This is a genomic window from Bacillus sp. FSL K6-1005 (genome assembly GCF_038000225.1).
Lineage (GTDB): Bacteria > Bacillota > Bacilli > Bacillales > Bacillaceae > Bacillus > Bacillus mojavensis.
This window is the reverse complement of sequence record NZ_JBBOBP010000001.1, coordinates 3,724,705-3,748,907: the sequence shown is the minus strand read 5'-3', so window position 1 is coordinate 3,748,907 and position 24,203 is coordinate 3,724,705. Positions and strand designations below refer to the sequence as shown.

General features: G+C 45.5%; 22 protein-coding genes, 4 pseudogenes and 2 riboswitches. Of the genes and pseudogenes, 11 read left to right on the top strand and 15 right to left on the bottom strand.

The genetic code is table 11. From position 1 onward, the window contains the following. Nucleotides 1-6 precede the first annotated feature (6 nt). Genes NST16_RS19370 through sigY form a run of 4 tightly spaced genes read right to left on the bottom strand, consistent with a single transcriptional unit; the run spans nt 7 to nt 1,244 of the window. Complete coding sequence (locus tag NST16_RS19370) at nt 7-195, bottom strand: PLDc N-terminal domain-containing protein (protein WP_340888115.1); 189 nt, start codon at nt 193-195, stop codon at nt 7-9. Next, a complete protein-coding gene (gene yxlD, locus NST16_RS19365) occupies nt 195-398 on the bottom strand; it encodes a sigma Y negative regulator YxlD (RefSeq protein WP_010332405.1) in 204 nt (67 codons plus the stop codon). Before yxlD ends, NST16_RS19370 begins: the two co-directional genes overlap by 1 nt. Beyond that, complete coding sequence (locus NST16_RS19360; protein ID WP_168749099.1) at nt 398-715, bottom strand: YxlC family protein; 318 nt, start codon at nt 713-715, stop codon at nt 398-400. The genes yxlD and NST16_RS19360 overlap by 1 nt, the downstream gene beginning before the upstream one ends. Further along, nucleotides 708-1,244, bottom strand: coding sequence for an RNA polymerase sigma factor SigY (sigY, locus tag NST16_RS19355; RefSeq protein ID WP_229148472.1), 537 nt, complete (start codon nt 1,242-1,244; stop codon nt 708-710). Before sigY ends, NST16_RS19360 begins: the two co-directional genes overlap by 8 nt. A 213-nt stretch (nt 1,245-1,457) precedes the next feature. Here sigY and NST16_RS19350 point away from each other — a divergent pair, with 213 nt between their 5' ends. Continuing rightward, the gene (locus NST16_RS19350) at nt 1,458-2,831 is read left to right on the top strand and encodes a purine-cytosine permease family protein (protein ID WP_010332408.1); all 1,374 of its coding nucleotides are present in this window, start codon (nt 1,458-1,460) and stop codon (nt 2,829-2,831) included. Nucleotides 2,832-2,843: 12 nt separating this feature from the next. Here the strand turns inward: NST16_RS19350 and NST16_RS19345 are convergent, their stop codons facing one another. The 5 genes from NST16_RS19345 to cydA form a co-directional block, all read right to left on the bottom strand. After that, entirely contained in the window at nt 2,844-3,674 is an 831-nt protein-coding gene (locus tag NST16_RS19345) for an NAD(P)H-hydrate dehydratase (protein ID WP_340888114.1), read from the bottom strand. 85 nt (nt 3,675-3,759) lie between these two features. Next, entirely contained in the window at nt 3,760-5,487 is a 1,728-nt protein-coding gene (gene cydC / locus NST16_RS19340) for a thiol reductant ABC exporter subunit CydC (protein ID WP_340888113.1), read from the bottom strand. Further along, nucleotides 5,484-7,187: a thiol reductant ABC exporter subunit CydD gene (gene cydD / locus NST16_RS19335; protein ID WP_340888112.1), complete on the bottom strand. Its 1,704-nt coding sequence runs from the start codon at nt 7,185-7,187 to the stop codon at nt 5,484-5,486. The genes cydC and cydD overlap by 4 nt, the downstream gene beginning before the upstream one ends. Beyond that, on the bottom strand, nt 7,187-8,203 hold the full coding sequence (gene cydB / locus NST16_RS19330) for a cytochrome d ubiquinol oxidase subunit II (RefSeq protein WP_010332412.1): 1,017 nt from the start codon (nt 8,201-8,203) through the stop codon (nt 7,187-7,189). The genes cydD and cydB overlap by 1 nt, the downstream gene beginning before the upstream one ends. Continuing rightward, entirely contained in the window at nt 8,187-9,593 is a 1,407-nt protein-coding gene (cydA, locus tag NST16_RS19325) for a cytochrome ubiquinol oxidase subunit I (RefSeq protein WP_229148465.1), read from the bottom strand. Before cydA ends, cydB begins: the two co-directional genes overlap by 17 nt. Before the next feature lie 555 nt (nt 9,594-10,148). On the opposite strand from cydA, the gene cimH reads away from it, so the two are divergent. The 3 genes from cimH (at nt 10,149) to NST16_RS19310 (ending at nt 13,570) form a co-directional block, all read left to right on the top strand. Next, entirely contained in the window at nt 10,149-11,498 is a 1,350-nt protein-coding gene (gene cimH, locus NST16_RS19320) for a citrate/malate transporter CimH (protein ID WP_340888110.1), read from the top strand. Between the two features lie 123 nt (nt 11,499-11,621). Further along, nucleotides 11,622-13,310 (top strand): M56 family metallopeptidase, encoded by a 1,689-nt coding sequence (locus tag NST16_RS19315; protein WP_340888109.1) that lies wholly within the window; start codon nt 11,622-11,624, stop codon nt 13,308-13,310. Nucleotides 13,311-13,366: 56 nt separating this feature from the next. Continuing rightward, nucleotides 13,367-13,570 carry a hypothetical protein gene (locus NST16_RS19310; RefSeq protein ID WP_340888436.1) on the top strand — a complete coding sequence of 68 codons (204 nt, stop codon included), beginning with the start codon at nt 13,367-13,369 and terminating at the stop codon, nt 13,568-13,570. Nucleotides 13,571-13,583: 13 nt separating this feature from the next. On the opposite strand, the gene NST16_RS19305 is transcribed toward NST16_RS19310, so the two are convergent. From NST16_RS19305 to NST16_RS19285, 5 genes are all read right to left on the bottom strand, one after another. Further along, entirely contained in the window at nt 13,584-14,423 is an 840-nt protein-coding gene (locus tag NST16_RS19305) for a polysaccharide deacetylase family protein (protein ID WP_010332418.1), read from the bottom strand. 99 nt (nt 14,424-14,522) lie between these two features. After that, nucleotides 14,523-15,251, bottom strand: coding sequence for a ZIP family metal transporter (locus NST16_RS19300; RefSeq protein ID WP_150224117.1), 729 nt, complete (start codon nt 15,249-15,251; stop codon nt 14,523-14,525). Nucleotides 15,252-15,361: 110 nt separating this feature from the next. Next, entirely contained in the window at nt 15,362-16,459 is a 1,098-nt protein-coding gene (msmX, locus tag NST16_RS19295) for a maltodextrin ABC transporter ATP-binding protein MsmX (RefSeq protein WP_340888105.1), read from the bottom strand. Between the two features lie 119 nt (nt 16,460-16,578). Beyond that, a complete protein-coding gene (locus NST16_RS19290; protein ID WP_340888103.1) occupies nt 16,579-17,472 on the bottom strand; it encodes a PucR family transcriptional regulator in 894 nt (297 codons plus the stop codon). A gap of 217 nt (nt 17,473-17,689) precedes the next feature. Beyond that, nucleotides 17,690-18,526, bottom strand: a complete 837-nt coding sequence (locus NST16_RS19285) for a YitT family protein (RefSeq protein WP_168749119.1) — start codon at nt 18,524-18,526, stop codon at nt 17,690-17,692. Between the two features lie 66 nt (nt 18,527-18,592). Continuing rightward, nucleotides 18,593-18,695: riboswitch (guanidine-I (ykkC/yxkD leader) on the bottom strand. Nucleotides 18,696-19,086: 391 nt separating this feature from the next. Here NST16_RS19285 and NST16_RS19280 point away from each other — a divergent pair. Further along, nucleotides 19,087-19,626 (top strand): DUF4352 domain-containing protein, encoded by a 540-nt coding sequence (locus NST16_RS19280; RefSeq protein WP_128568461.1) that lies wholly within the window; start codon nt 19,087-19,089, stop codon nt 19,624-19,626. A gap of 73 nt (nt 19,627-19,699) precedes the next feature. Here NST16_RS19280 and galE read toward each other — a convergent pair whose 3' ends face one another. Further along, on the bottom strand, nt 19,700-20,719 hold the full coding sequence (galE, locus tag NST16_RS19275) for a UDP-glucose 4-epimerase GalE (protein ID WP_010332424.1): 1,020 nt from the start codon (nt 20,717-20,719) through the stop codon (nt 19,700-19,702). 188 nt (nt 20,720-20,907) lie between these two features. Between galE and NST16_RS20905 the strand changes: the two are divergent. The 6 genes and pseudogenes from NST16_RS20905 to NST16_RS19250 form a co-directional block, all read left to right on the top strand. Next, nucleotides 20,908-20,976 (top strand): annotated as a pseudogene (locus tag NST16_RS20905) (DUF1453 domain-containing protein); the annotation flags it as partial. Further along, a pseudogene (locus NST16_RS19270) lies at nt 20,976-21,335 on the top strand (response regulator transcription factor); the annotation flags it as partial. The pseudogenes NST16_RS20905 and NST16_RS19270, both read left to right, overlap by 1 nt. Nucleotides 21,336-21,384: 49 nt before the next feature. Further along, complete coding sequence (pepT, locus tag NST16_RS19265; RefSeq protein ID WP_326334153.1) at nt 21,385-22,617, top strand: peptidase T; 1,233 nt, start codon at nt 21,385-21,387, stop codon at nt 22,615-22,617. A 106-nt stretch (nt 22,618-22,723) separates the two neighbouring features. After that, nucleotides 22,724-22,849 carry a hypothetical protein gene (locus NST16_RS19260; protein ID WP_010332428.1) on the top strand — a complete coding sequence of 42 codons (126 nt, stop codon included), beginning with the start codon at nt 22,724-22,726 and terminating at the stop codon, nt 22,847-22,849. Between the two features lie 277 nt (nt 22,850-23,126). Continuing rightward, nucleotides 23,127-23,405, top strand: a pseudogene (locus NST16_RS19255) (hypothetical protein). A gap of 115 nt (nt 23,406-23,520) precedes the next feature. After that, nucleotides 23,521-23,954: pseudogene (locus tag NST16_RS19250) on the top strand (LURP-one-related/scramblase family protein). A gap of 66 nt (nt 23,955-24,020) precedes the next feature. Next, nucleotides 24,021-24,127, top strand: a riboswitch (SAM riboswitch). Nucleotides 24,128-24,203: the final 76 nt, after the last annotated feature.

Genomic DNA, 24,203 nt, shown 5'->3' with positions numbered 1-24,203 from the left:
GCTCGCTCACCTTTGCTTTCTGCCGACGGTAAAAAATAAAATCGGCCCAATAATATTGATGCATATAATCACTGCTGCCCACATCCATTTCGGCCCGTTTGTCCGCTCTTCTTTCACACAGCTGATCAGGGCAAACATTGCCAGCACGGCCTGTAATACAATCAGCGGTACAATCATTTCCCAAGAAATATTCATTAGCTGATCCTCCTATTTTTTCGGTCCGGCCTTATCACAAAAAAGTAATAGCAAATCAGAGGCATCGGCGCTTGAATCAGTCCGACAATTCCCCACACCCATGCCAGACGATCCCGTTTTTTCGCATCAATGAATAAAAAGATGCCCTGTGCCAATACAATCAGATAAGCAAACACAAAAATCGTCAATTCTGTTTGGGACATCAGTGTTTCACCTCACGTTCGCCAAGGTATCGTTTTTTCTCAGCTGCAATCAAAATCGGCAGGACAGCCAGCGCACAGACCTGAAGCACGACAAAAGCAGCGGGAACTTGAGTAAATGCCAGAATCGCCGCGCTTACCACCATCAGTGCAGAGAACACAAATAAGATAACTTCTTTCAGCACGCTTTTTCTTCGTTCGGCTTTCATTTGTGACAGCTGATCAAGCAATTCTTTTTGACTCGGTATATTCGGGTTGGCGCATTGGTCAATTTTCTGCAATTCCGATTTTAAATGAACAGATCCCTTTTCTTTATTCATCAGTCCACTCCTTTCTGATTTGTTGGAGCCCTTTATGGACTCTGGACTTTACCGTGCCTTCTTTGATATGCAGCATCACCCCGATATCCGCATAGGTATAGCCGTAATAGTGCCTTAATAAAACGGGCGTGCGCAGCTTCGGGTCAAGCTGAGAAAAGAGATCAAGCGTCTCGCTCCACTCGGAGCCTTTCATTGACACGTCCCATTTGATCTTGCGTATCGTTTCCTCTGTAACAGCCTGATTTCGTTTCCATTCTCTCTTTCTCTTTTTCTGGTGATCAAGGTAGAGTCTTGACGCAATAGAGATCAGCCAAGTAGAGAATTTGGATCGGCCTTGAAAACTCCCTAGATGGACGTACCCTTTCAGAAAGGTTTCCTGAACCAGATCCTCGCTGATGTCAGGGTGAAGGGAAAGCTTTAACAAGTATTTGTATAGAAAAGAATAATAATGCTGAAAAAGAGCTGTAAACGCCTCGTCGCTTCCCTCTTTCGCCTGCTGAATCAATTGCTTTTCTTCATTTGTATCCAATGCACGCGATCCCCCCTTTTTTTGTTATCTTGCCTTATGAGACGACACCGGATTCCAAAGCGTTCAATTTTTTTTATAATTCTTTTGATCTATTGACTTCACTGGCTTCTCATTGGTTTTTGTGAGCATCAAAATTTGTAAAGCAAAGTACAGTCTGTTAAGCTATGTTTTTATGTCTATATCAAAATTTCATTATATATGGAGGACGATGCATTGAAAGTAGAAAGGCGAACGATTGAATATATTCCAAATGAAGAAAGACATGGTAAAGCGAAAGATTTATTTCCCGTATGGTTCGGGGCCAATATGCATATCACCACGTTAGTAACCGGTACCCTTCCCGTTGCAATGGGACTTAATCTGTTTTGGAGTGTTGCCGCTATTATTTGCGGAACCTTAATTGGTGCCATATTTATGGCTTCTCATTCCGCGCAAGGACCTCAGCTCGGCATCCCGCAAATGATTCAAAGCCGTGCCCAATTCGGCGTAATCGGAGCGATTCTTCCCCTCTTCTTAGTCATGTTTATCTACCTTGGTTTCTTCGCAAGCAGTACGATTCTGGCGGCCGGGACCTTAAGCAGCTTTGTTCCCATCCCGGGATCATGGAGCATTATAGGCTTAAGCGCCGCATGTTTTTTACTCACCATTTTCGGTCATGATTTGATTCATAAAATGCAAAAAATCCTTTCTTGGACCTCTTTTGCCGTATTTTTTGCTGCAACGATACTCATTTTCCAATTACCGATTCCGGCAGGCAGCTGGGTGCCCGGAACGGTCGACTTGCCCGTTTTCTTGGTGGCAGTCAGCGCAGTAGCGACTTGGCAGCTTGCCTATGCGCCTTATGTCGCCGATTATTCTAGATATCTGCCCATTAAAACACCGGCGTCCAAAACGTTTTGGTACAGCTACGCAGGAACATCTGTCAGCTCCATCTGGATGATGCTGCTCGGCGCGCTGCTGACCACAGCACTTCCTGATTTTACGACAAACTCAGGGACCCAGATTGTGCAATTGTTCGGCCCCTTCTCGTTCATTATGCTGATCATTGTTTTATTTGGCCAGATGGCGATTAATGTCTTTAACTTGTATGGAGCTTTTATGTCCACGACGACTACGCTTGAGCCGTTTCTGAAATTAAAAGTCACACCGAAAATTAGAATCATCATGATTCTTGGCGTCACAATCGTCGGAACAGTCCTAAGCCTTCTGGGGCAAAGTAATTTTATGGAGCTGTTTTTGAATTTCATCTTTTTTATCAGTTATTTCTTAATTCCATGGACGGCGATCAATTTAGTGGATTACTACTTCGTCCGCCACGGGAACTATGAGGTCAAAGCGATGTTTGATGTCAACGGGCCATATGGAAGAGTCAATTGGATCACAACGATTGCTTTCATTCTATCCATCTTGTTAGAAATTCCGTTTATCAATACATCCTTTTACATCGGGCCATTGGCAAAAATGTTTGGCGGCGGGGATATCGCATGGATTATCGGCTTAGCCGTGCCTTCTGTTCTATATTATGTACTCATGAAACCGCGCCTGAAAAAACGAGCGGGCTATCAAGAAAAGCTGTCTTCCCTATGAAGACAGCTTTTTTCATTCAAATCGTTTCCATACACGAGGCAACATGTCAGAGAGCTCGTGGGCGAGCAGCGTATGAGCAGAGTGTTCGTCAGTCCAAAGCTCGGCGCATGCACCGTGCAAGTATACGGCATTTAATACGGCATGTTTCGGGTCTTTGTGGCAGCAAAGCATGCCCAATATCATTCCCGTCAGCGTGTCGCCGGTTCCTCCTTTGGCGAGTGCCCCATTTCCGGTCGGATTGCTCCAGCAGTCACCATCGGGAAACGCGATGATGGTTTGATTTCCTTTTAACACGATCACCGTTTGCAGTTGAACCGCCCACTCCTTGGCATATTCCGCTCTTTTGTTTTGTAAGTCTTTCACCGGAACCCCTGTCATTCGGGAAAACTCACCTGGATGCGGCGTGAGGATGACGGGTGCCTCCCGTTTCGGATACGTGCGCTTTGTCAGCGCTCCGGCATCCAAAATAACAGGGCAGTCCTTCTCAAGTACATGATCAACGGCCTGCTGCACTCTCTCTGTTTGCGGAAGCCCCGAACCGATCGCAATCGCCCGGTACGTCTCTTCAAGCCGTGAGCACGCCGCTTTTTCCCAGCCGTCACGCCAATACGTGGCCTCCGGCAGAACCGGAACGATCAGCGGGATCACGCTTTCAGACGTGCCGATAACAAGCTTGCCGAGACCGCTCCGCATGGCACCAAGCCCGGCCAAAATCGCAGCGCCCGGCATGTCATCGCTTCCCGCCAGCAGCAAAGCCGTACCGTACGTACCTTTATGGCTCGATGCATCTCTTTCAGGGAGCGCAGCCCTCACATGCTCTTCCGTCCAAATCGGAACATTCATATCCATACCTCCTCTTATTATCTCTTCTTATTTTTCCTGCACTTCTTCCTTTTCAAACAAAAAAGACAGCCCCAAAGGCTGTCTTCTATTTTACAGGAACGTCGAGGTGATAAAGACGGCGATATCGTTCGTTCGTCGCCAGCAGTTCCTCGTGCGTTCCTTCCATTTCTGTTTTTCCGTTTTCCAGAAAGACGATTTTATCGGCTGCTTCCACTCCCGCCAAGTGATGTGTAATCCAAAGAATCGTTTTACCTTTCAGCACCTCAAACACGGTCTCCATCAGTTCGCGTTCTGTGCTAGGGTCTAAGCCTACTGTAGGCTCATCAAGTATAATGATCGGCGTATCCTGCAGCAAAATCCGGGCGAGCGCGATCCGCTGCCGCTCTCCTCCTGAAAAACGGATTCCGGTTTCCTGAACTGAAGTATGATACCCGTCAGGCAGCGACTCAATGTAATCATGCAGCTTCACCTGCTTTGCGGCGCGGCGCACATCCTCGTCGCTCGCCTTCCCGTTTCCAAGCCTGATGTTATTCAAAATGCTTGTATCAAACAAGTGAGGCTTTTGATTTAACACAGCCACCGCATCAGCAATCTGGTCCTTTAAAAACGCCGTTTCCACTCCGTTTAACGTTACCGAGCCTGAGTCAGGTTTCAAGGCGCCCTCAATTAATGCGAGTGACGTTGATTTTCCTGATCCGCTCCGGCCGAGCAGCGCCATTTTTTCTCCTTGGCGCAGCGTAAAGGAAAAATGGTTCAATACTTGGCTGCTGTTGTCATAAGAAAACGTCACATCTCGAAACACCAAGGTGACATCTTTGAGATTAAGCCTGTCAGCCGCAGACTCTGTTTGTGAAGACTCAGGCTGAGGAGCCACCTTGTTCATTCTTTTGATAGAATCCTGATAACCCGGCACTTCGCCCAAGGCATCAGAAAGCGGCAGAAAAGCTTCTGTCAGCGGAAACACAACAAGCACAAAGGCTGCAATCATTGTTCTGGCGAGTTCGCCATTTGTATGCTGCCCCGCCGTCCAAAACAGCATCAGCAAAATGAGGCCGGCGACAAGGCATTGCGCGGCGAAATCCCGCCATCTAGTAAAACGATGTTTTTTTCGTTCCAGCTCAAACCACGTATTTTCTTCTTTTTCATAGGAATCAATAAAAGCATGCCGGCGTCCGCTGAACATCCAGTCGCTGACACCCATCACGGCATCTGTGAGACGGCTGTACAGCACATTCCGCCCGCTTTTCAGCTTGGCATTCTTCGCCCGCGTCACAAGCAAAGACACGACCGGAAACAGCACAACCAGAACAAACAGATACACCGCCAGCAAAATGGCAAACGGCCAGGAGAAGAAACCAAGCGCAATCACTGAAACAGCATACAAAAGCAAGGCTGAGATGGCAGGGAAAATGGTTTTCAAGAAGGCATCCTGCAAATGCTCAATATCCTCAGACAAAATGCCGAGCATATCTCCCGTGCGAAAACGGGATCGCAGCATCAAAGCGCCCGGCTCAAGCATGTTGTAAAGGCGGACGCGCATGTCGGACACGATTTTCAAAATGATGTGATGGCCGATCAGGCGCTCCACATAGCGTGACACAGACCGGGCAATCCCAAAGGTTCGAACGGCGACAATCGGGACATAAATAAGCAGGATGTTCTCCGGTCTTGTCGCCGCTTTTGAAATTAAAAACCCTGACGTAAACATGAGAAAAGCAGCGGAAAAAATCGTCACCGCGCCCAAAAAGACAACAAGAACAAACAGACGGGCATTTTGCTTGATATACGGCAGAATCCATTCTTCTTTCTTCATGCTCTTTCCCCCAGTTGTGCCTTCACGAGTTTGGTGTACACACCGTTTTTCGCCAGCAATTCATCGTGAGTCCCGATTTCTGCAACCCTGCCTCCGTCCAGTACGATCATTTCATCCATATCAAGCATCCAATGGAGGCGGTGTGTCGCGAGAAAGACAAGCTTATCATCAAATAAATCCAGCATCGTTTCTTTTATTTCATATTCTGTTTCGATATCCAGATGGGCGGTCGGCTCATCCAGCAGCAGAATCGGCCGGTTTCCCAAAAAGGCGCGGGCCAGCGCGACACGCTGAGCCTGACCGCCGCTGAGCGCCCGGCCGCTTTCTCCGATCCGTCCCTCCAACCCTTCATGAAGGGTGTTTACAAACTCCGTCAATCCCGCTGAGGCAGCAGCGCGGGCTGTTTCTTCAGCAGAAGCGCTTGGGTGATAAAAGCGGATATTGTTCGCCAGCGTATCATCAAAAATATAAGGATGCTGCGGAATATAGAGAAGGTTTTTCTGCCAGTTCCCGTCCTGCAGGTGCGAACGGCTTGAACCGTTCACATTAATAACACCGCTATCCGGCTCCAAAAACCCGCCGAGGATATCAATTAATGTTGATTTTCCGGCACCGCTTGCACCGATAATGCCGATTTTTTTCTTGCCTTTGAATGACAGATCAATATTAGACACCGACCGGCCAACTGACACACCTGACAGCTTCAGCTCATCTTGATCGGACCACATCCCAAGCTGAAGAGGCGCCTCTTCTTTAAAGCCAGGCTGCGACAAAATCTCTTGAATGGTTTTGCCTGCCTCCTGCCCGTTTAGCGTTGCGTGATAATCGTTCCCCACTTCCCTCACCGACAGAAAATACTCAGGTGCCAGGATAAGCGCCGTTAATGCAGGGCCAAGCAAAATATCGCCGTCAATCAAACGCAGTCCCAAAAACACAGCAACTGTCGCTACAGACAGCATCGTGAAAAAGTCGAGAGCAAATGAAGATAAAAACGCCACCCGCAGTGTACTCATTGTCGCTTTGCGATACCGCTCACTGACGTGGAAAATGTTTTTGCTATGCGATTTGCTCAATCCTAAAAAACGCAATGTCTCCAATCCGCGAAGAGAATCAACGAAATGGTTGGACAATGTCTGATATGATTTCCACTGGCGATCCGCTTTTCGCTGTGCGACAAGGCCAAGAAGAATCATAAATATAATCAGAATCGGCAGGGCCGCGACTAAAATAATCGCCGACGTCCGATCCTGAAAAAACACGTAGATGACAACCGCAGCAGGCACAATCGCCATGCTGACCATTTTCGGCAAAAACAGTTCAAGATAGCGGCGGAACTGGCTGATGCCTTCCATCGCCAGCGTCACCATTTGTCCCGTCCCCTCTTTCTTTGCAAAGCGGGGGCCTAAACGGAACAGCTGATCGAGAAAGCTTTTTCTCAAATCAGCTCCCGTCTGGGCGGCATAATGATAGACGAGTTTCTGACGCGCCACTGTCACCCCGTGCCGCGCGACAAAAGCGATGAGGAAAAAGCCGATCACCGGAAACAGGGAGGCAATGCTCTTCCCGTTGAACAGTCCGGTTACAGCTTCACTCAGCCACTCTGCCTGCATGATAATAGCGGCTGTCTGAATCAGCGTTAAGCAAGTAATCACGGTGAGAATCCGCTTCATTCCTTTATATCGAAACAGGTCTTTTCCCATTAATAAGTCATAGGCTCCTTATGACTGACGCGCTTCCGGAAGACATAATAGCTCCAGATCTGACTGCCGATGACAAACGGCAATAGCGTTAATGCTGCAATTGACATGACTTTAAGCGAATAATCACCGGAAGAAGCGTTAGCTACTGTTAAATCGAACGCGCTTTGAATCGAGCTGACCATCACCCGAGGGAATAGCGAAATGAAAATCATTCCTATGGTCAGAGCAAGACCCGCGCCTGTCATCGCAAATGTCCAGCCGTCTTTACTCTTACGGATGAATAAAGCTGCAAGCATAAAGCAGATGACAATCAAAACAACAAGCGGTATTGTAATCTCGCCGCGGCGTGTAAACATGTCTGTCTCATAAGCAGAAAGAGCCGCGAAAGCAAGCACTGCCACAAAAACAATACCCATTATCTTTTGCGCCATTTGTCGGGCGCGCTGCTGCAAATCACCAATCGTACGCAGCGTGATGAACATTAATCCATGCAGGAAGCAGAGAAGTGTTACGGTCACGCCGCCAAGTACAGAATATACATTTATATAATCAGAGAAATGCGCGTGAATGTTCATATCGGCATCAATCGGCATACCGCGGAATAATGTCGTAAATAACACACCAAGCACAAACGGAGGAATCAGACTGCCGAAGAAAACCACCCAGTCCCAAACCTTTACCCATTTTAAATGATCAACCTTGCCGCGGAATTCAAACGCGACCCCGCGGCCCATTAATGCAAGCAGCACAATGACAAACGGAATGTAATAACCGCTCAGCATCGTTGCATACCAGTTTGGAAACGCCGCGAAGATAGCACCCGCACCAGTCAAAAGCCATACTTCATTCGCGTCCCAGAACGGCCCGATCGTGTTGATCAGCACTCTGCGCTCTAATTCATTATGGCCAAGAAAACGGGTCGCCATGCCGACCCCGAAATCAAAGCCTTCCAAAAAGAAGAAACCGATAAACAATACAGCAACGAGTATAAACCAAAGATCATGAAGAGATGCCATGGTATACCTCCTGACTAAAAGGATCTGTTGAAACAGGAACATCATGATGATCATCATGCTCCGCGCCTTTTTTAATTTCACGGATGAACAAGAAGACGAGCAATGCGCCCAAAATCATATACATCACACCGAATGCGATGATTGAGAATAACAGGGAGCCCGCCGTTACGTTAGGCGACACGGATTGAGCCGTTGTCATCAAACCCATGACCGTCCAAGGCTGACGCCCGATTTCTGTCATAATCCAGCCAGCGGAGTTCGCAATAAACGGGAAGGAAATCAATGCGATCATGATGCGCAAATACCATTTGCTGTTTTCCAGCTTTTTGCGGCGGTTCAGCCAAAGGCCGCCTAACGCAGCAAGAATCATGACAACACCTGCTCCAACCATAATACGGAAGCTCCAGAACGTCGTTTTGACAGGCGGAATATAGTCGCCTTTTCCATACACTTTTTCGTACTCTGCCTGAAGTGTTTTCATTCCCTTGACACTGCCGCTGAATTTTTGGTAAGCCAGGTAGCTCAATGCGTATGGAACTTTGATTTCATTTGAGCTCTTTTCATTTTTCGTATCAATTGTGGCAAAGGCCGTCCAAGCAGCAGGGTCGCCGCTGTCTTCCCAAAGCCCTTCACTGGCAGCCATTTTCATTGGCTGTGATTCCATCAAGTGTTCAGCCTGCATGTGTCCGCTTAAGGAGACGCCAAGGCCTGCACAAAGACCCACAATCATTGCGAGTTTGAAAGATTGTTTAAAGAATGGCACTTCTTTTTTCTTTAATAGTTTAAAAGCACTGACACCCGCGATAAAGAAGGCCCCGGTGGCAAGCGCACCGAAAATGACGTGCGGGAATTCAACCCATAGCTGCGGATTTGTCAACAGCGCGCCAAAGTCATTCATTTCCGCGCGGCCGTTTTTGATCGTAAAGCCGACCGGCTCCTGCATAAAGGAGTTCGCTGTTAAAATCCAGAAGGACGACATAATCGTTCCGAATGACACGAGCCAAATGCAGAGCGCGTGAATTTTTTTAGGGAGGCGGTCCCAGCCGAAAATCCACAATCCGATAAAAATCGATTCCATGAAAAACGCCAATAATGCTTCAATCGCAAGCGGTGCGCCAAATACATCTCCGACAAAACGGGAATAATCAGACCAGTTCAGTCCAAACTGGAATTCTTGCAAAATCCCCGTAACAACACCGACTGCGAAATTTATTAAGAACAAGTGTCCCCAAAACTTCGCCATTTTGAGGTACAGCTCATTTTTCTTCACAAGATAAAGAGTCTCCATCAATGCAACCATAAACACAAGCCCGATTGACATTGGCACAAACAAGAAATGAAACAACGTTGTTGATGCAAATTGAATGCGGGCTAATACTAATTCACTCATGCTTTATCCTCCATTTCCGATTGAAAATGTTATATTGTTCACTACTTCACAAGCAGAACCAAAACTTTGATCAGCATTTCACAAAATAGACGAAAAAAAATAATGCTCAACATTTCACAAATACATCAAAAAGTCGTCAAATATGATTCAAGATTGCCAGACTGACGAATGGCACGATCCCTAAATGGTTCATATTAAGTACTTTACAACGATCTGTTTCAAAAATAAAGCCCAAAATACCTAAAAAGTCCTGCGCTATGTGACGGATTATTGTCTATTTTGTTGCTGATTGATGGCGGTCGCTAGGATAAATGACCCTTTATTATCGTACATCAACACTTCGCTCCTTGCGAATAAAATGCTTGACCGGCATCAGCACTGGGTTCTCGGCACTCCGGCACATCCGGAATTTAGTCAGAACGTCTCTTTTCATCTGAATCATAAAAAAGAAAAGTTTGAATAGTAAATTTTTAATATATTAATAATTTCAATTTTTTAGTATACTTAACATAGTGAACAATTTCACTGGCAACAAGATTAGGGGGAGGTTTTTTAATGGGAGAGCTTCAAACTCAATTGCAAATGCAAACGGATACAATTCACGAAGGGGTTCGAAAAGAGAATTGGTTTGCGAAGGCTATGAATATAAAAATAGGCATTATACCGCTTCCTGTGTATGCCCTGCTGTTTATATTAATTACTATTTTTGTATTGCATCACGATGTAAAAAGCGACATCTTGACATCCATTGCCGTCATGGCGTTTTTCGGATTTACCTTTGCCCAAATCGGAAAATCGATACCGATTGTGCGCTCTATCGGCGGTCCGGCCATCCTTGCTACTTTTATTCCATCTGCTGTCGTCTACTATCACCTGCTGCCAAATGATATTGTCAAATCCACCACAGAGTTTACAGAAAACTCAAACTTTCTTTATTTGTTTATTGCCGGAATTGTTGTCGGAAGCATCCTCGGCATGAAAAGAGAAACACTTGTAAAAGCATTTATGAAAATTTTTATACCGCTTATCGCCGGTTCTGTCGCGGCCGCCATTGTGGGACTGGCTGTCGGTACATTGCTCGGCCTCGGATTTCAGCACACCCTTCTGTACGTCGTGATTCCTATTATGGCTGGCGGCGTCGGAGAAGGCGCCATCCCTCTGTCCATCGGTTATTCCGATATCATGCCGATGTCTCAAGGGGAAGCGTTTGCACTTGTTCTTCCATCGATCATGCTCGGCAGTCTATGTGCAATCATTTTAGCGGGCCTGCTCAACAGAATCGGCAAGAAAAAACCGGAATGGACCGGCAACGGTAAAGTTGACCGTTCAGAAGATTCACCTGCGCTGGAGGAATCGCAAAACGGCCAGCACATGTTCAACCTTTCTCTGTTTGCGTCCGGGGGAATTCTTGCCGTCTCCTTGTATTTGGTCGGTATGCTCGCCCACGACTTTTTCGGTTTTCCTGCTCCTGTTGCCATGCTGCTGTTAGCTGTTTTGATCAAGCTGTTCAGACTGGTCCCTGCCTCAATTGAAAACGGCGCGTTTGGCGTGTCCCGCTTCTTTTCAACGGCAGTCACCTATCCGCTGCTCTTTGCAATCGGCGTGTCCATGACGCCATGGGACAAGCTTGTGGCCGCCTTTAATCTCAGTAATATTATTACGATTCTGTCTGTCGTTGTGACAATGATGACGGTCGGCTTTTTCACGGGAAAATGGCTGAACATGTACCCGATTGAAACAGCTATTATTAATGCGTGCCATTCAGGGCAAGGAGGCACCGGTGACGTCGCGATATTAAGCGCCGCAGAAAGGCTTGAGCTGATGCCTTTTGCCCAGGTGTCCACTAGAATTGGAGGGGCCATCACAGTGTCCCTCACGTTATTGCTGTTACACCAGTTTTATTGATAGGCTGAAAGCAAGTTCTTCGTATGACGAAAGAGCTTGCTTTTTTGCATTTCCGTGTTTTTACAAATTCCCGCCGCATGCTATAGTAGTAGTTGGAAAGATTATGATAGAAAGGACTCTAGCATGCCTATGGGAACCAGTCTTTTTTTCTTTATCATTCTCGGGCTGGGCATTCAGCTGATATCAGCCCTTGCAGCAAAGCTTCTTCCGGCATTAGAACTCTGGATTGATATTGTTCTTTGGGTCGGTGCTGCTAGCTTTATCTTCTCTCAACAGTCTTTCATAGACGGCATCGTCTCTCTGGCATTGATGTTCACCAGCTACTGGACCGCATTGGATCTGACTGTCCCCAGCCGTGTTGAAAAGCCATCAGGCGATTGGCAGGAAATTGAGCTTGCAAGAGACCACACACGCCTCCTCTCGGATATTGCCCTGACTGTCATTGTGTTTGCGGGCGCTATTGTTTTCTTCATTTACGGGCCTGACACCAGCGTTCTAAAATATGTGATCCTGTTCGGTTTCATCTCGGGCGGCGCGGCACTGGTAAAACGCATATTACATTTTCTAAGTGTAAAAGTCTTTTATTCTTCATCTTTAGAAACATGGCATATCAGCTCACGATATGAAACCCGCACCTACCCGCTTTCAGACCTGAAAGACATCCGGCTTGAATCGACGGCAGATCTATTAAAGCTTCACCCGCTGTTGACAATGTATTCATCCCGGCTCGATATGACGACAAGCTTTCAGCAAGTCATAAGGCTCTCTCTTCCCGGCGAAACACTATATCTGACCGTGAAGGAACCAGAAAAATGGAAAGCGATCCTCGGGGAATTTCTAGATTCAGAAAACAAAGAGGAAACGGTTATTGCTGTCCTGCCGCTTTATCATCGGAAAAATGTGAAAAGGCTTTTAGGTAAACTTTATTTTGCCGCAAGCGTAAAAGGGATATCTGCTTACGCCATATTGGTGCTCGCTTTATATGCCTTACACGCTTCACCTTGGGTCATGACTGGTGCCGTGATGTTGTACTGGGCTTTGAATATGTATCTATCTGACCGGGTGCTGCGGACAGCAATGGATGCCAGGCCTTGTCTGAATTCAGACGTTCAGGCAGCGGCAGATAAGATGTTTAGAAAAGCAGGCATTGCGCATGTGGAGATATATGAAACGGATAGTGATGAATATAACGGCATGGCAGTCGGAATGAATGTAGGAAGATCAATGGTGATTCTGACAAGCGCTACATTAACCCTTCCGCCGCATGTCATTGAGGGTATTCTTGCCCATGAAGCTGTTCATATTAAAAAACGTGATGTGCTGTCCATGCAGCTGTTGCGCTTTCTTTATCTTGGGGCAGTCATCGGGATCATTCTTTTACTTGAGCATTACATCGCCCATCCCGGCGCTTACAAAATCGCACTTTGGGCGCTAATCATGGGAATCATCATTCTATTCCAGCTTTATCAGTCATTTTGTTCCCAATGGATGGAGGTGCGCGCCGATCACCTTGGCGCTTCACTGCTGGAGGGCGGATACAGGCAGATGGCTGAATCCTTAAAGATCCTGGCGGTTCGTCAGGATGAAGCTCTGCAAAAACAAAACACCTACAGCTCTGATATAGATGAAGATGAAGTTAAGGTGAACTCTCTCATCCGGGATAACAGCTGGCTTTTCAGAATCATAGACTTTCAGTTTTCTCCTCATCCACCTATGTATTGGCGTGTCAGCGCATTGCTTTCCAACAAAGGACACGGCATGGTCAAGCGCTGGCTGAGAGATCGGCTGAAAGAATCTGTCTCCCTCAAGTGAAACTTTTCAGATTTTAAAACGTATGAAAAATCATTGTTTAAGGGGGGAGCCATATGATTGTTATTCTTATTGCTTTGATCTTCGGAATGATCGTCATTTATCAATCGGCTCGATCATCTGATTCAGAAACCAAAGGACGCCAGCGGGCGGACAGCGGTTTTTTCGGATTTTCCGATGGTGATTCCCGCCATGATGGATGCGGCTGTGACGGAGGTTTCGGGGATTCCGGCTGTGACGGCGGAGGGGGCGGCGGCGATTAATCGCCGCCATTTTTTATTTCATCGACTCGATGTACGCGCCAAATGACGCCCCTGACATTCCCGGGGATACACGTACGCGATGGAGGGCGTACATCCCCTGATCTCTGGAGGCTGCACCAGGTTCAGTCGTCACTCCCATTTGATAACCGGTTTCTTCAGCGGCCTTCAGCGTATCTTCGTTGTAGCGCCCAACCGGATAGCTGATGATGGCCGTTTGCTGATTGAACATCCTATCAAACAGTTTTTTTGAATCTGCCATTTCGCTATATTGCTGTTCTGGTGTTAAACCGTTCAGCTCAAGGTGGTCAATCGTATGGCTTTCAATCGATATGCCATGCTGCGCCATTTCTTTCATTTGATCCTCTGTCAGATGATGTTTATGTCCAATTGATTTGCCGATCATAAAAATCGTCGCCTTCATGCCGTACTTCTTTAATACCGGATACGCGTCTTTGTAATTATCGGTGTATCCGTCATCAAACGTGATCAGCACACATTTCTCACTCGGCTTCTTGTCCTGAGTCAGCATGAGATACGCCTCTTTTGGGGTTAATGTCTGGTAGCCGTTATCGTGCAGCCATTTCATATGTGCCTCAAATTCTTTCTTTGGCACACGGAGGCTGTTGCCCGAAGAGATGCTGTGGTACATCAAAATCGGCAGCTTTGCCGGTTTCTCTGTTTTGATCCATGCGGATGTATCATCTTCTTTTTTCTGCACATGTACTGTCTTTTCTTCCGGTTTCTTTTGTTCCGCTTTTGGCATCTGCTGCTCCGCATTTGCTTCTTTTTCAGCGCAAGCGGCAAGAGACAAACAGCTGCCCAAAAGAAAGATGCTTAAGATAAATCGTTTCATTGTTTTCCTGCTTTCTGTCTATTTCTTCCTCCTTTTCATCGGTTGATTTGCGGGATTTTCAAGTGAAAAAACCAGACATGTAGCCATGTCCGGTGCAGATTAGGAAAACTGATTCAAAATCAAAGACGTTAAAAGACCAAGAGCAGCCATTAACCCTGTCATCGGACCGCTGTCTTCATATGCCTCGGGCATCATCGTGGATGCAATCATTGCGATGATTCCTCCGCCCGCAAAAGCGGCGATTGCCGACATCATCTCCTCAGGAGCATCATCGAGGAAGTAATATCCTGACCATGAGGCAAAAATAGAAATCATCAGTACCGCCGCCCAAAGCAGCAAGATTTTCGCCTTTGAATATCCGCTGTTCTTCATGCCGGCCGTGCTGGACAGCCCTTCAGGTATATTGCTGATAAAAATCGCGACCACCAAAAGGAAACTGACGGATTGTTCCTCAAGAAGACTGGCTCCAATCATAATAGACTCGGGGACAGCATCCATGATGGTGCCGATAAAAATTGCGATCCCCCCGCCGCCTGCAGCTGCTTGTCCCGACCTTTTTCTTTGTGACGCGCCTCTTTTCGAAACCGCGTAGTCAAAAAGGGTAAACACGACAGCTCCTGCTATAAATCCGGCGCCTGTCGAGACCATTCCGCCATCCTTCACCGCGTCCTCAAGAAGTTCATAGGCGGCAGCGCCGATTAATACCCCTGTGCCAAAAGCCATGATATAACCGATGATACGCTTGCGAATCGGAAGAAACATCGACGCCAGCGCGCCCAGCAAAACAGCAGAGCCGGAAATACCGCCCCACATCGCCGCATTCCACATCTCGATCTCTCCTTTCTACAAACCACTACCCGCCGCGGTTTTTGCTGTAAACCTTGAAAGAGAGAGGGCATGCAAAAAACCGGACATCTCTCCATGTCCGGTTCTCCAGCTTAACGAATTCTGATTTCTGTTTCGCTATCAAAGAAATGGCCTTTATTCATATCAAACGCAACTGTCAGCTCATCACCTGACTGAATATCGAGACGGGCATCGATCCTCGCAATAAAGTCTTGGTTATCAATTTGCGAATAAATCATAATCTCAGATCCCAGAAGCTCCGCGACATTGATTTTCGCTTTAATTGAAGAGCTCTTATACGATTCCACGACAATCAGTTCATCATGAATATCCTCAGGGCGGATGCCGAAAATGACTTCTTTGCCAATGTAGCCCTTTTCACGAAGCACCTTCATTTTCCCCTCCGGCACGCTCAACACGGAGGAACCGATTTTGATTGTGCCGTCAGACAGCTTTCCTTTGAAAAAGTTCATGGCTGGTGATCCGATAAAACCGCCCACGAATACATTTTCAGGGAATTCGTAAACATCCTTCGGCGTCCCGATCTGCTGAATTTTGCCGTCCTTCATGACCACAATTCGAGTCGCCATCGTCAATGCTTCTGTCTGATCATGCGTGACGTAAATCGTGGTGGTTTGCAGTCTCTGGTGGAGTTTAATGATTTCCGCTCTCATTTGCACCCGAAGCTTTGCATCCAGATTCGACAAAGGCTCATCCATCAGAAATACCTTTGCATCCCGCACGATCGCCCTTCCCAGCGCAACCCGCTGTCTCTGCCCGCCTGAGAGCGCTTTCGGCTTGCGTTGCAAATATTCTTCCAGCCCGAGAATTTTAGCGGCTTCCTCCACTCTTTTTTTAATTTCAGGCTTCGGCATTTTGCGGAGCTTCAGCCCGAAGGCGATATTATCGTATACCGTCATATGCGGATAGAGCGCGTAGTTTTGGAACACCATCGCGATATCCCTGTCCTTTGGCGCCACATCATTTACCCGTTTTCCTTCAATATAAAAATCACCCTTCGAAATTTCCTCAAGTCCTGCGACCATCCGCAGTGTTGTTGATTTACCGCAGCCGGACGGGCCGACAAATACGATAAATTCCTTATCCGCTATGTGAAGATTAAAGTCGTCTACCGCCGCTTCCTTCTGATCATAAAATTTATAAATGTGCTCCATCCGCAATTCAGCCATCTAACATCCCCCTTTAGTATTGTAAACGCTTTCTTAAATCAAGTGTATCAGCATTTATCCAACACTGAAATGGGCAGCATTCATAAAATCACACGGCCGTTTTCGTGCATATTTCCAGTTTATTCTGAACCTTCGCTTTGCAGGCAGATAAAATACGCAAGCAGAGCGCCTGTATACGTTTTAATATCTATTCCTGACCGCTCGATAAATTTATCAATCCGGTACTGCAGGCTGTTGCGGTGCAGATGCAGTTTTTTCGCTGTTAGTGTCACGTTTGAGTTGTTTTCAATAAACAGCTTGATCGTGTTTCTCAGCTCAGGTTCATTTACAAATAATAGCTCGGCTTCTTCACAAAGCAGTGATTTCAGCCGTCCCTTTTCTTCTTCCAATAATAAAAAAGGGAACATGATATCAAACGTGACACTCTGAACCTGCGGCAGCCGCTTTTCAGCAAATAGAAAATACGTTTGTTCACGGGCATAATGTTTTCGTAAGCGCTCATCTGTTTCATAAAACCTTCCGGCGTAAAAACGGACACTGAAGTAGAAATCACTTTCAAGAACCCTGGCGAGCGACTCCAGTTCGTCTTTCCCCGCTGCCGCTTCACTTTCCTGCTCGACAATCACGCCTCTGTCCTCATGCATCCAAACGATCACAAAAGACACCGGCCAAAAATGGCGCATCGCTTCCGCAAATGATGCCCGTTCAGTTTTGCCGATCAAATGAAAATGAATGAACCTTGTCCTCTTCTTGATATTCGGCGGCACTTCTCCTTTCGAGAATAGAAACGCAAACCACTTGTTTTCTTCCGGCGATTTGAGAGACATGTGATCCGCCTCTTCCGCTAGCGTTAAAAATGACTGGAGCAGCAACGTCTCCTTTTGGCTGATCTCCGTTTTTGGGATCGAGATATATTTCTGACTGTTTTCATCAAAAAAACATAGACAGTCTTCCATTGTACAAAGCTTGTCAGACACAATCGAACCGGGATAAATAGCCAGCAGCGACTTCATATGGTCTCCTCTCCTATGTAAGGATATGTATTTTCAGTATAAGGCGAAATACACATGTTCTCCAGCTTCTTTTTCACATAAGACGGCCCTCTTTCGTTTACAGCCTTGCTTCAACGGCAATAGAGGATATGCATGAACTGAGACGAATGCAGAAACAATACCGCACATATCCGTTCTAAACAAATAAATCCCTCTGCAGATGCGCAGAGGGACCCCCTTATTTTGAAATATCCACAAACCCTTCACCAAACACATCGCGCACGTCATGGACAATCACAAACGCTTTTTTATCACAGCTTCTGATGATTTTCTTCAGCATAGAAAGCTCCTGTTTGTTAATGACGATGTACAAAATCTCTTTTGACTGGCCGGTATAGTTTCCCTTACCTGATAAAATGGTGACGCCCCGGTCCATCAGCGTATTGACCTGCTCGGCAATTTCACCTTTATTTTCCGAAATGACAGTAATTGCTTTTTTTGTATTCAGTCCTTCAATAATAAAGTCCATCACTTTCGTTCCGATATACAGCATCACAATCGTAAACATCATGTTTTCCACACCAATAATAAAATAAGAGCTGAAGACGACAATTAAATCAAAAAAGAGCAGCGCGTAACTGATATTCCAATCTAAATATTTATTGGCGATTCTGGCCAGAATGGCGGAACCGGCTGTTGTGCCGCCGACCCGAATGATCATGCCGATCCCGACACCCGCAAACACGCCTGCGAAAATCGTGTTAATGATCAGCTCATCAGACGGTGTGCTCCACCCGTGTGTCAAATGCAGAAAAAGCGAGTTTGCTGCCACGGCGATAATCGTATAAACCGTAGTTTTCCCGTCGAGAAATTTATATCCGATCAATAGCAGAAAAGCGTTTAATATAAAGTTTGTCACCCCGGGAGACCATTGAAACACATAGTACAAAATCAGCGTAATCCCCGTAACGCCGCCTTCCCCAAGGTCATTGGGAATCGCGAATAAATTCACAGCAAGCGCGAAGAAAAAAGCGCCAATCACAAGCATCAGCACATCAAGCATTTTCTTTTTCATCACAAACTCCTCCTTCAGATCGTATCAACAAAAAAACCCAGGAGTACGCTCTCGCAAAAGAGCAGAAACTCCTGGGCTTTTATCCCACCGTGTCATAACAGCCAGGCTGTTATGTGTTTTCTCTCGGTCACAGGCCAATATGCATTGCGGAACCCTAGAAAACCAATGTTTTAGCATATCTTTTTCACTTTCCAATATTAGCATTATAAGGGACTGAGCAAATTGGTTCAAGGGGTATTTGCGGAGATTTAGTTGCAAGTGAAAATTCAAGAAAATACAAATTAGCTATTAACATATGTGTGATATAGACGATAAGAAAATAAGCATGTATTTTCACAAGAAAATATAACTATGAATGCTAAATAATATAATAAATTCATAATTTTGTATTGACTAAGTGAAATAATATAGGCATTATAGTACATATGTTTTGTGTATTTAATGACATAGGAGGAAATATAATGGCAGGAAAACTAGTCCCTTGTAAAGCTTGCGGTCAAGAAATTGCAAAAGGTGTAAAAAAATGTCCTAACTGTGGTAAGGATCAGCGTAACTTTTTTATGAGACATAAAATTATTACGTTTATTCTCGCCGTTGTTGTCATCATTATTATTGCTAACATTGGCGGCGGAGGCGGTTCAGAAGCCACTTCCAAAACATCAAGCAACAGCAAAGCAGAAACTGAAAAAACATACAATATCGGTGATACTGTTAAGACTGAGAAAACTGAAGTGACAGTTACGAAGGTAGAAAAACGAGATTCAGTTGGTAACGAGTTCCTAAACAAAAAGGCGTCTGACGGCGGTATTTTAGTTGCTGTACAATACACAGTAAAAAACGTGTCTAAAAAGCCTATAAGCTCTTTTTCAATTCCTACTGTTAAACTTGTAGATTCCACTGATACATCATATGATGCTGACATAGATGCATCTTCTAACTATGCGGCAGAAACTAAAATCGATGATTCAAAAATTTTAAGTGATCTAAATCCAAATATTAAAGTAACCAATGTTGAAGTATTCGAAGTGGACAAGGATGCTTACTCTAAAGGAACTTGGAAACTTAAATTCAGTAATGATGTTATTGTAAAAATCAAATAGTAGCTGAAAAGGGTGCCTGCGAAGGCACCCTTTTTTAGAAAAAAGGCCTTCTCTGTTGAGAAGGCCTCCATTCTTATTCCTGATTCTTATACCCATTCACATTAGAAGACTGCCATCTCCAAGAATCGGCACACATTTCCTCAAGGCCTCTTTTTGCTTCCCAGCCCAGCTCTTGCTTGGCTTTTGCAGGATCTGCGAAGCAGGTGGCGATGTCTCCAGGACGGCGGTCCGCAAAACGGTACGGAACCTCTTTCCCTGACACTTTTTCAAAGGCTTTGACCATTTCAAGCACACTGTAGCCTGTGCCTGTTCCGAGGTTGTATGCATCTGCTCCAGTGGAGTTCAATACTTTTTCAAGCGCTTTGACGTGGCCTTCTGCGAGATCGACGACGTGAATATAATCGCGCACGCCTGTCCCGTCTTTTGTCGGATAATCATTTCCGAATACGCTTAATTGCTCCAGCTTGCCGACGGCTACCTGCGCCACATATGGCATGAGGTTATTTGGGATGCCATTCGGATCTTCACCGATTCGTCCGCTTGGATGTGCGCCGAACGGATTGAAGTAGCGGAGCAGGGCAACACTCCACTCGTTGTCGGCCGTATGCAAGTCACGCAATATTTGTTCAAGCATGAGCTTCGTCTGTCCATAAGGATTTGTCGCGCCTAATGGAAAGTCCTCCGTAATCGGTGATGTTTCCGGAACGCCGTATACTGTTGCAGATGAACTGAACACGATTTTCTTGACGCCGTATTTCTCCATGACCTCACATAATATAAACGTTCCCGTGAGGTTGTTATGATAATATTTGAGTGGAATCGCAACAGATTCACCGACTGCTTTTAATCCCGCAAAATGAATCACAGCTTCAATTTCATTTTCAGCAAAAACCGAATCTACCGCTTCCCGATCCAATAGATCCGCTTCATAGAACGTTAACTCTTTTCCCGTAATCTCCTTGACGCGATTCAGCGCCTCAGCTGAGCTGTTGGACAGATTATCAAGTACGACAATCTCATAGCCGCTGTTCAATAACTCCACACATGTGTGACTTCCGATGTATCCGGCGCCGCCTGTAACAAGTATTGCCATGATGTAAACCCTCCTAAAGAATGTATTGCTTATTATTATAAAGTTTTCAGAAGCTCTCTACATCCATTTTCAAGAAGTTTAATCGTTTATTAATGATTTCTTCATATTTCATCTTAAACCCTTGCGATTAATTCGGTAGATTTTTCAGCGAGAATATGCCCTTTTATTTTTTATAGAACTGCCCATATATTTTTATTGTATTTATTCTTATTATTATATCGATGTACCGGGAAAGAACTGTAAAGCCCGGGAAACTGCAGGCGCAGTCGGTTACCTGCTGAAGGACACGCTTCCTGAAGAACTGATAGACGCCATTCGGGCTGCCTTCAGAGGCAAAGCGATTTTCCGCACAGTCACAGCCGCTAAAATCATCACTGAGACATTCCGCGCAAAGCAACAGCCTCATGCTGAAGAGCTGGCAGAGCCATTTACCAAAAGAGAGCTTGAGGTTCTTCAGCAAATGGCCTATGGCTTGAGAAATGAGGATATTGCCGACAAGCTTTTTATCAGCGAAAGCACCGTCAAAACCCACGTGCATCGAATTCTGCAAAAATGCAATGCCCAAGACCGGACACAGGCAGTCGTTTTTGCCATTCGAAACGGCATTGTGAAATAGAAATCTCTCATCACAGCATGATAGAATAAGACAAAGGAGATGATTGGAAATGAAAGAAGACATCATTGAACGGTTTACTACATACGTAAAGGTCGACACGCAGTCAGATGAATCAGTCGACACCTGCCCATCCACACCCGGCCAATTGACGTTAGGAAACATGCTTGTTGAGGAATTAAAGTCAATCGGCATAGAAGACGCAGCCATTGATGAAAACGGCTATGTCATGGCGACTCTTCCTTCCAATACTGACAAAGATGTGCCGACAATCGGCTTTCTCGCCCACGTCGATACCGCCACAGATTTTACCGGCAAAAATGTCAATCCGCAAATCGTTGAAAGCTACGATGGAAAAGACATCACGCTCAATGAAAAGCTTCAGGTCATCCTATCGCCTGATCAATTCCCTGAGCTGTCGGGCTACAAAGGACACACTCTGATCACCACAGACGGCACAACCCTTCTTGGCGCTGACAATAAGGCTGGTATCGCTGAAATCATGACTGCCATGGATTATCTCATCAAACACCCTGAAATCAAGCACGGCACCATTAGAGTTGCATTTACACCTGATGAAGAAATCGGCAGGGGCCCGCACAAATTTGATGTTGAGCGATTCAATGCCTCCTTTGCCTATACCGTTGATGGCGGCCCGCTCGGTGAGCTTGAATATGAAAGCTTCAATGCTGCCGCGGCGAAAATCACAATTAAAGGCAACAATGTACATCCCGGCACGGCAAAAGGCAAAATGATCAACTCTGCAAAAATCGCAATGAAGCTGAACAGCATGCTGCCGGCAGATGAGGCACCTGAATATACAGAGGGCTACGAAGGCTTCTACCACCTGCTGTCCATTCAGGGAGACGTAGAAGAGACCAGGCTCAACTACATTATCAGAGACTTTGACAAAGACATCTTCCAAAACAGAAAAGAAACCATGCAGCGCATTGTTGAAGAGCTCCAAAACGAATACGGACAAAACCGCATACAGCTTGATATGAACGATCAATACTACAACATGAGAGAAAAAATTGAGCCTGTCATCGAAATCGTCCACATTGCCAAACAAGCAATGGAAAACCTCGGCATCGAACCGAAAATCTCTCCAATCCGCGGCGGCACGGACGGCTCGCAGCTTTCTTACATGGGACTCCCGACGCCGAACATCTTTACCGGCGGGGAAAACTTCCATGGCAAATTTGAATACATCTCTGCCGACAACATGGTCAAAGCCGTAAACGTTATCGTTGAAATTGCAAAGCTGTTTGAAGAACAGGCGTAAGCTGAAAAACCAGTCCGAAAAAGGACTGGTTTTTTGCGTGAAAATGAAACATTTTAAAAGCTCTGTCCGTAAAAAGACTATCAACGGATGAGGAGGAAATGCAAAGATGAAGAATACAATTGCCGCAAAAAGCCTGTTCAAAAAATGGATGATTTCGCGCCCGCTCAAAATGCAAACAAAACGATCAAACCCATTTAAAAAAATAAGAAGAATGTTCAAACGCTTTTTCTGACCCATCCCCGGACTCCCCTCAAATCAGGCATCCATTCCAAATTCCCGCCCAAATGCTCCGTAATTTGGGTTTTTTGTGTTCAATTCCTCAAAATAGGGTATATATCAAACAAAGAAGAACACATTATCCATATATAGTTAATTTGAATTACAGAAATTTAGGTTAAAAGTTATATAAAGGAATTCATTTTAACGTCGATAGTAACTATAGAACCAATCAAAAGAAAAAACACCAGCTTAATGCAAGACTATTTTCAGGTCATCGACGAAAAGGAATTTTGAGGGACACGCATTTATTTTTATTAGATTTGGAATTTTTTGAATACTTTTAGACGTTTTATCCGTACAATAGAGAATACCAAAACTTTTTTTGGGAGGTATGTAAAATGATCTTATTTATTATCATCGCATTATGTGGCTATCTTCTCTTTTCGTTCAGCAAAGACAATAGACGAAAACCGCAAAAGACAAGCCCTCTGCCTGCACCCGTTCCTCATCATAACAACCTAATCGACCTTGACGCCATCCGCCAAAAACGCCGGATGCACCTTTCCTAAGACATACCTTATAAATGAAAAGGCTGCAGATATGCAGCCTTTTCGTTATTCCTGAAACTAGACTTCAGTAATGATCGAATGATTGATGAAAACAACGGATCTTTTCGTTTAACACATTTACGGTCAGAATGAACAAGAGAAATTCAAGGTGGAGGGCCGTTTGTTTTCATTCGGAGACTCGTTACACATATCAGATTCCTCTGGAGAAACGCTCGCTTCCATTGAGCAGAAGCCCATGTCTTTTTTACCCCGTTATGATATTTCTATCGGGGGAGAAACGGTTTGTGAGGTGACGAAGAAATTAACATTATTCAAACCGAAATTTGAAATTAACAACTGAACTGGGAAACCGACGGTGATTGATGGAAGGACAAATTTTAGCTGACGGACGGCCAGAATGGGCGAATATCTGTCAGCAAAAAGCGGCTCAGCTGGGGTGATACGTATCGCCTGCAGATTGCACATGGGGAAGATGTGCTGATTTGCACAGCCATCGCGATTGTGCTGGATATGGTATGGGTTGACGATGAAGATAAGCCAAACTTCTAAAAAACTGTTGACAATTCATGCAAAAATAATAATATTAAGATAATTGAAAACTCAATATGAAGATTTACCTTATCAAGAGAGGTGGAGGGACTGGCCCTATGATACCCGGCAACCGCTGTTTTACACAGAATGGTGCTAAATCCTTAAGAACATCGCGTTCTTGCAGATGAGGCAGAGATTTGATCGTTCAAGCTCTTCCTTACACAAAGGAAGAGCTTTTTTCATGCAGCAAACATTTCAGAAAAGAGG

Bases quoted from the DNA above. Each gene is read 5' to 3' on its own strand.
- NST16_RS19370 (WP_340888115.1), bottom strand. From the start codon at position 195: ATGAATATTTCTTGGGAAATGATTGTACCGCTGATTGTATTACAGGCC.
- yxlD (WP_010332405.1), bottom strand. From the start codon at position 398: ATGTCCCAAACAGAATTGACGATTTTTGTGTTTGCTTATCTGATTGTA.
- NST16_RS19360 (WP_168749099.1), bottom strand. From the start codon at position 715: ATGAATAAAGAAAAGGGATCTGTTCATTTAAAATCGGAATTGCAGAAA.
- NST16_RS19345 (WP_340888114.1), bottom strand. From the start codon at position 3,674: ATGAATGTTCCGATTTGGACGGAAGAGCATGTGAGGGCTGCGCTCCCT.
- cydC (WP_340888113.1), bottom strand. From the start codon at position 5,487: ATGAAGAAAGAAGAATGGATTCTGCCGTATATCAAGCAAAATGCCCGT.
- cydD (WP_340888112.1), bottom strand. From the start codon at position 7,187: ATGGGAAAAGACCTGTTTCGATATAAAGGAATGAAGCGGATTCTCACC.
- cydB (WP_010332412.1), bottom strand. From the start codon at position 8,203: ATGGCATCTCTTCATGATCTTTGGTTTATACTCGTTGCTGTATTGTTT.
- cydA (WP_229148465.1), bottom strand. From the start codon at position 9,593: ATGAGTGAATTAGTATTAGCCCGCATTCAATTTGCATCAACAACGTTG.
- cimH (WP_340888110.1), top strand. From the start codon at position 10,149: ATGGGAGAGCTTCAAACTCAATTGCAAATGCAAACGGATACAATTCAC.
- NST16_RS19315 (WP_340888109.1), top strand. From the start codon at position 11,622: ATGCCTATGGGAACCAGTCTTTTTTTCTTTATCATTCTCGGGCTGGGC.
- NST16_RS19305 (WP_010332418.1), bottom strand. From the start codon at position 14,423: ATGAAACGATTTATCTTAAGCATCTTTCTTTTGGGCAGCTGTTTGTCT.
- NST16_RS19300 (WP_150224117.1), bottom strand. From the start codon at position 15,251: ATGTGGAATGCGGCGATGTGGGGCGGTATTTCCGGCTCTGCTGTTTTG.
- msmX (WP_340888105.1), bottom strand. From the start codon at position 16,459: ATGGCTGAATTGCGGATGGAGCACATTTATAAATTTTATGATCAGAAG.
- NST16_RS19290 (WP_340888103.1), bottom strand. From the start codon at position 17,472: ATGAAGTCGCTGCTGGCTATTTATCCCGGTTCGATTGTGTCTGACAAG.
- NST16_RS19285 (WP_168749119.1), bottom strand. From the start codon at position 18,526: ATGAAAAAGAAAATGCTTGATGTGCTGATGCTTGTGATTGGCGCTTTT.
- NST16_RS19280 (WP_128568461.1), top strand. From the start codon at position 19,087: ATGAGACATAAAATTATTACGTTTATTCTCGCCGTTGTTGTCATCATT.
- galE (WP_010332424.1), bottom strand. From the start codon at position 20,719: ATGGCAATACTTGTTACAGGCGGCGCCGGATACATCGGAAGTCACACA.
- pepT (WP_326334153.1), top strand. From the start codon at position 21,385: ATGAAAGAAGACATCATTGAACGGTTTACTACATACGTAAAGGTCGAC.
- NST16_RS19260 (WP_010332428.1), top strand. From the start codon at position 22,724: ATGAAGAATACAATTGCCGCAAAAAGCCTGTTCAAAAAATGGATGATT.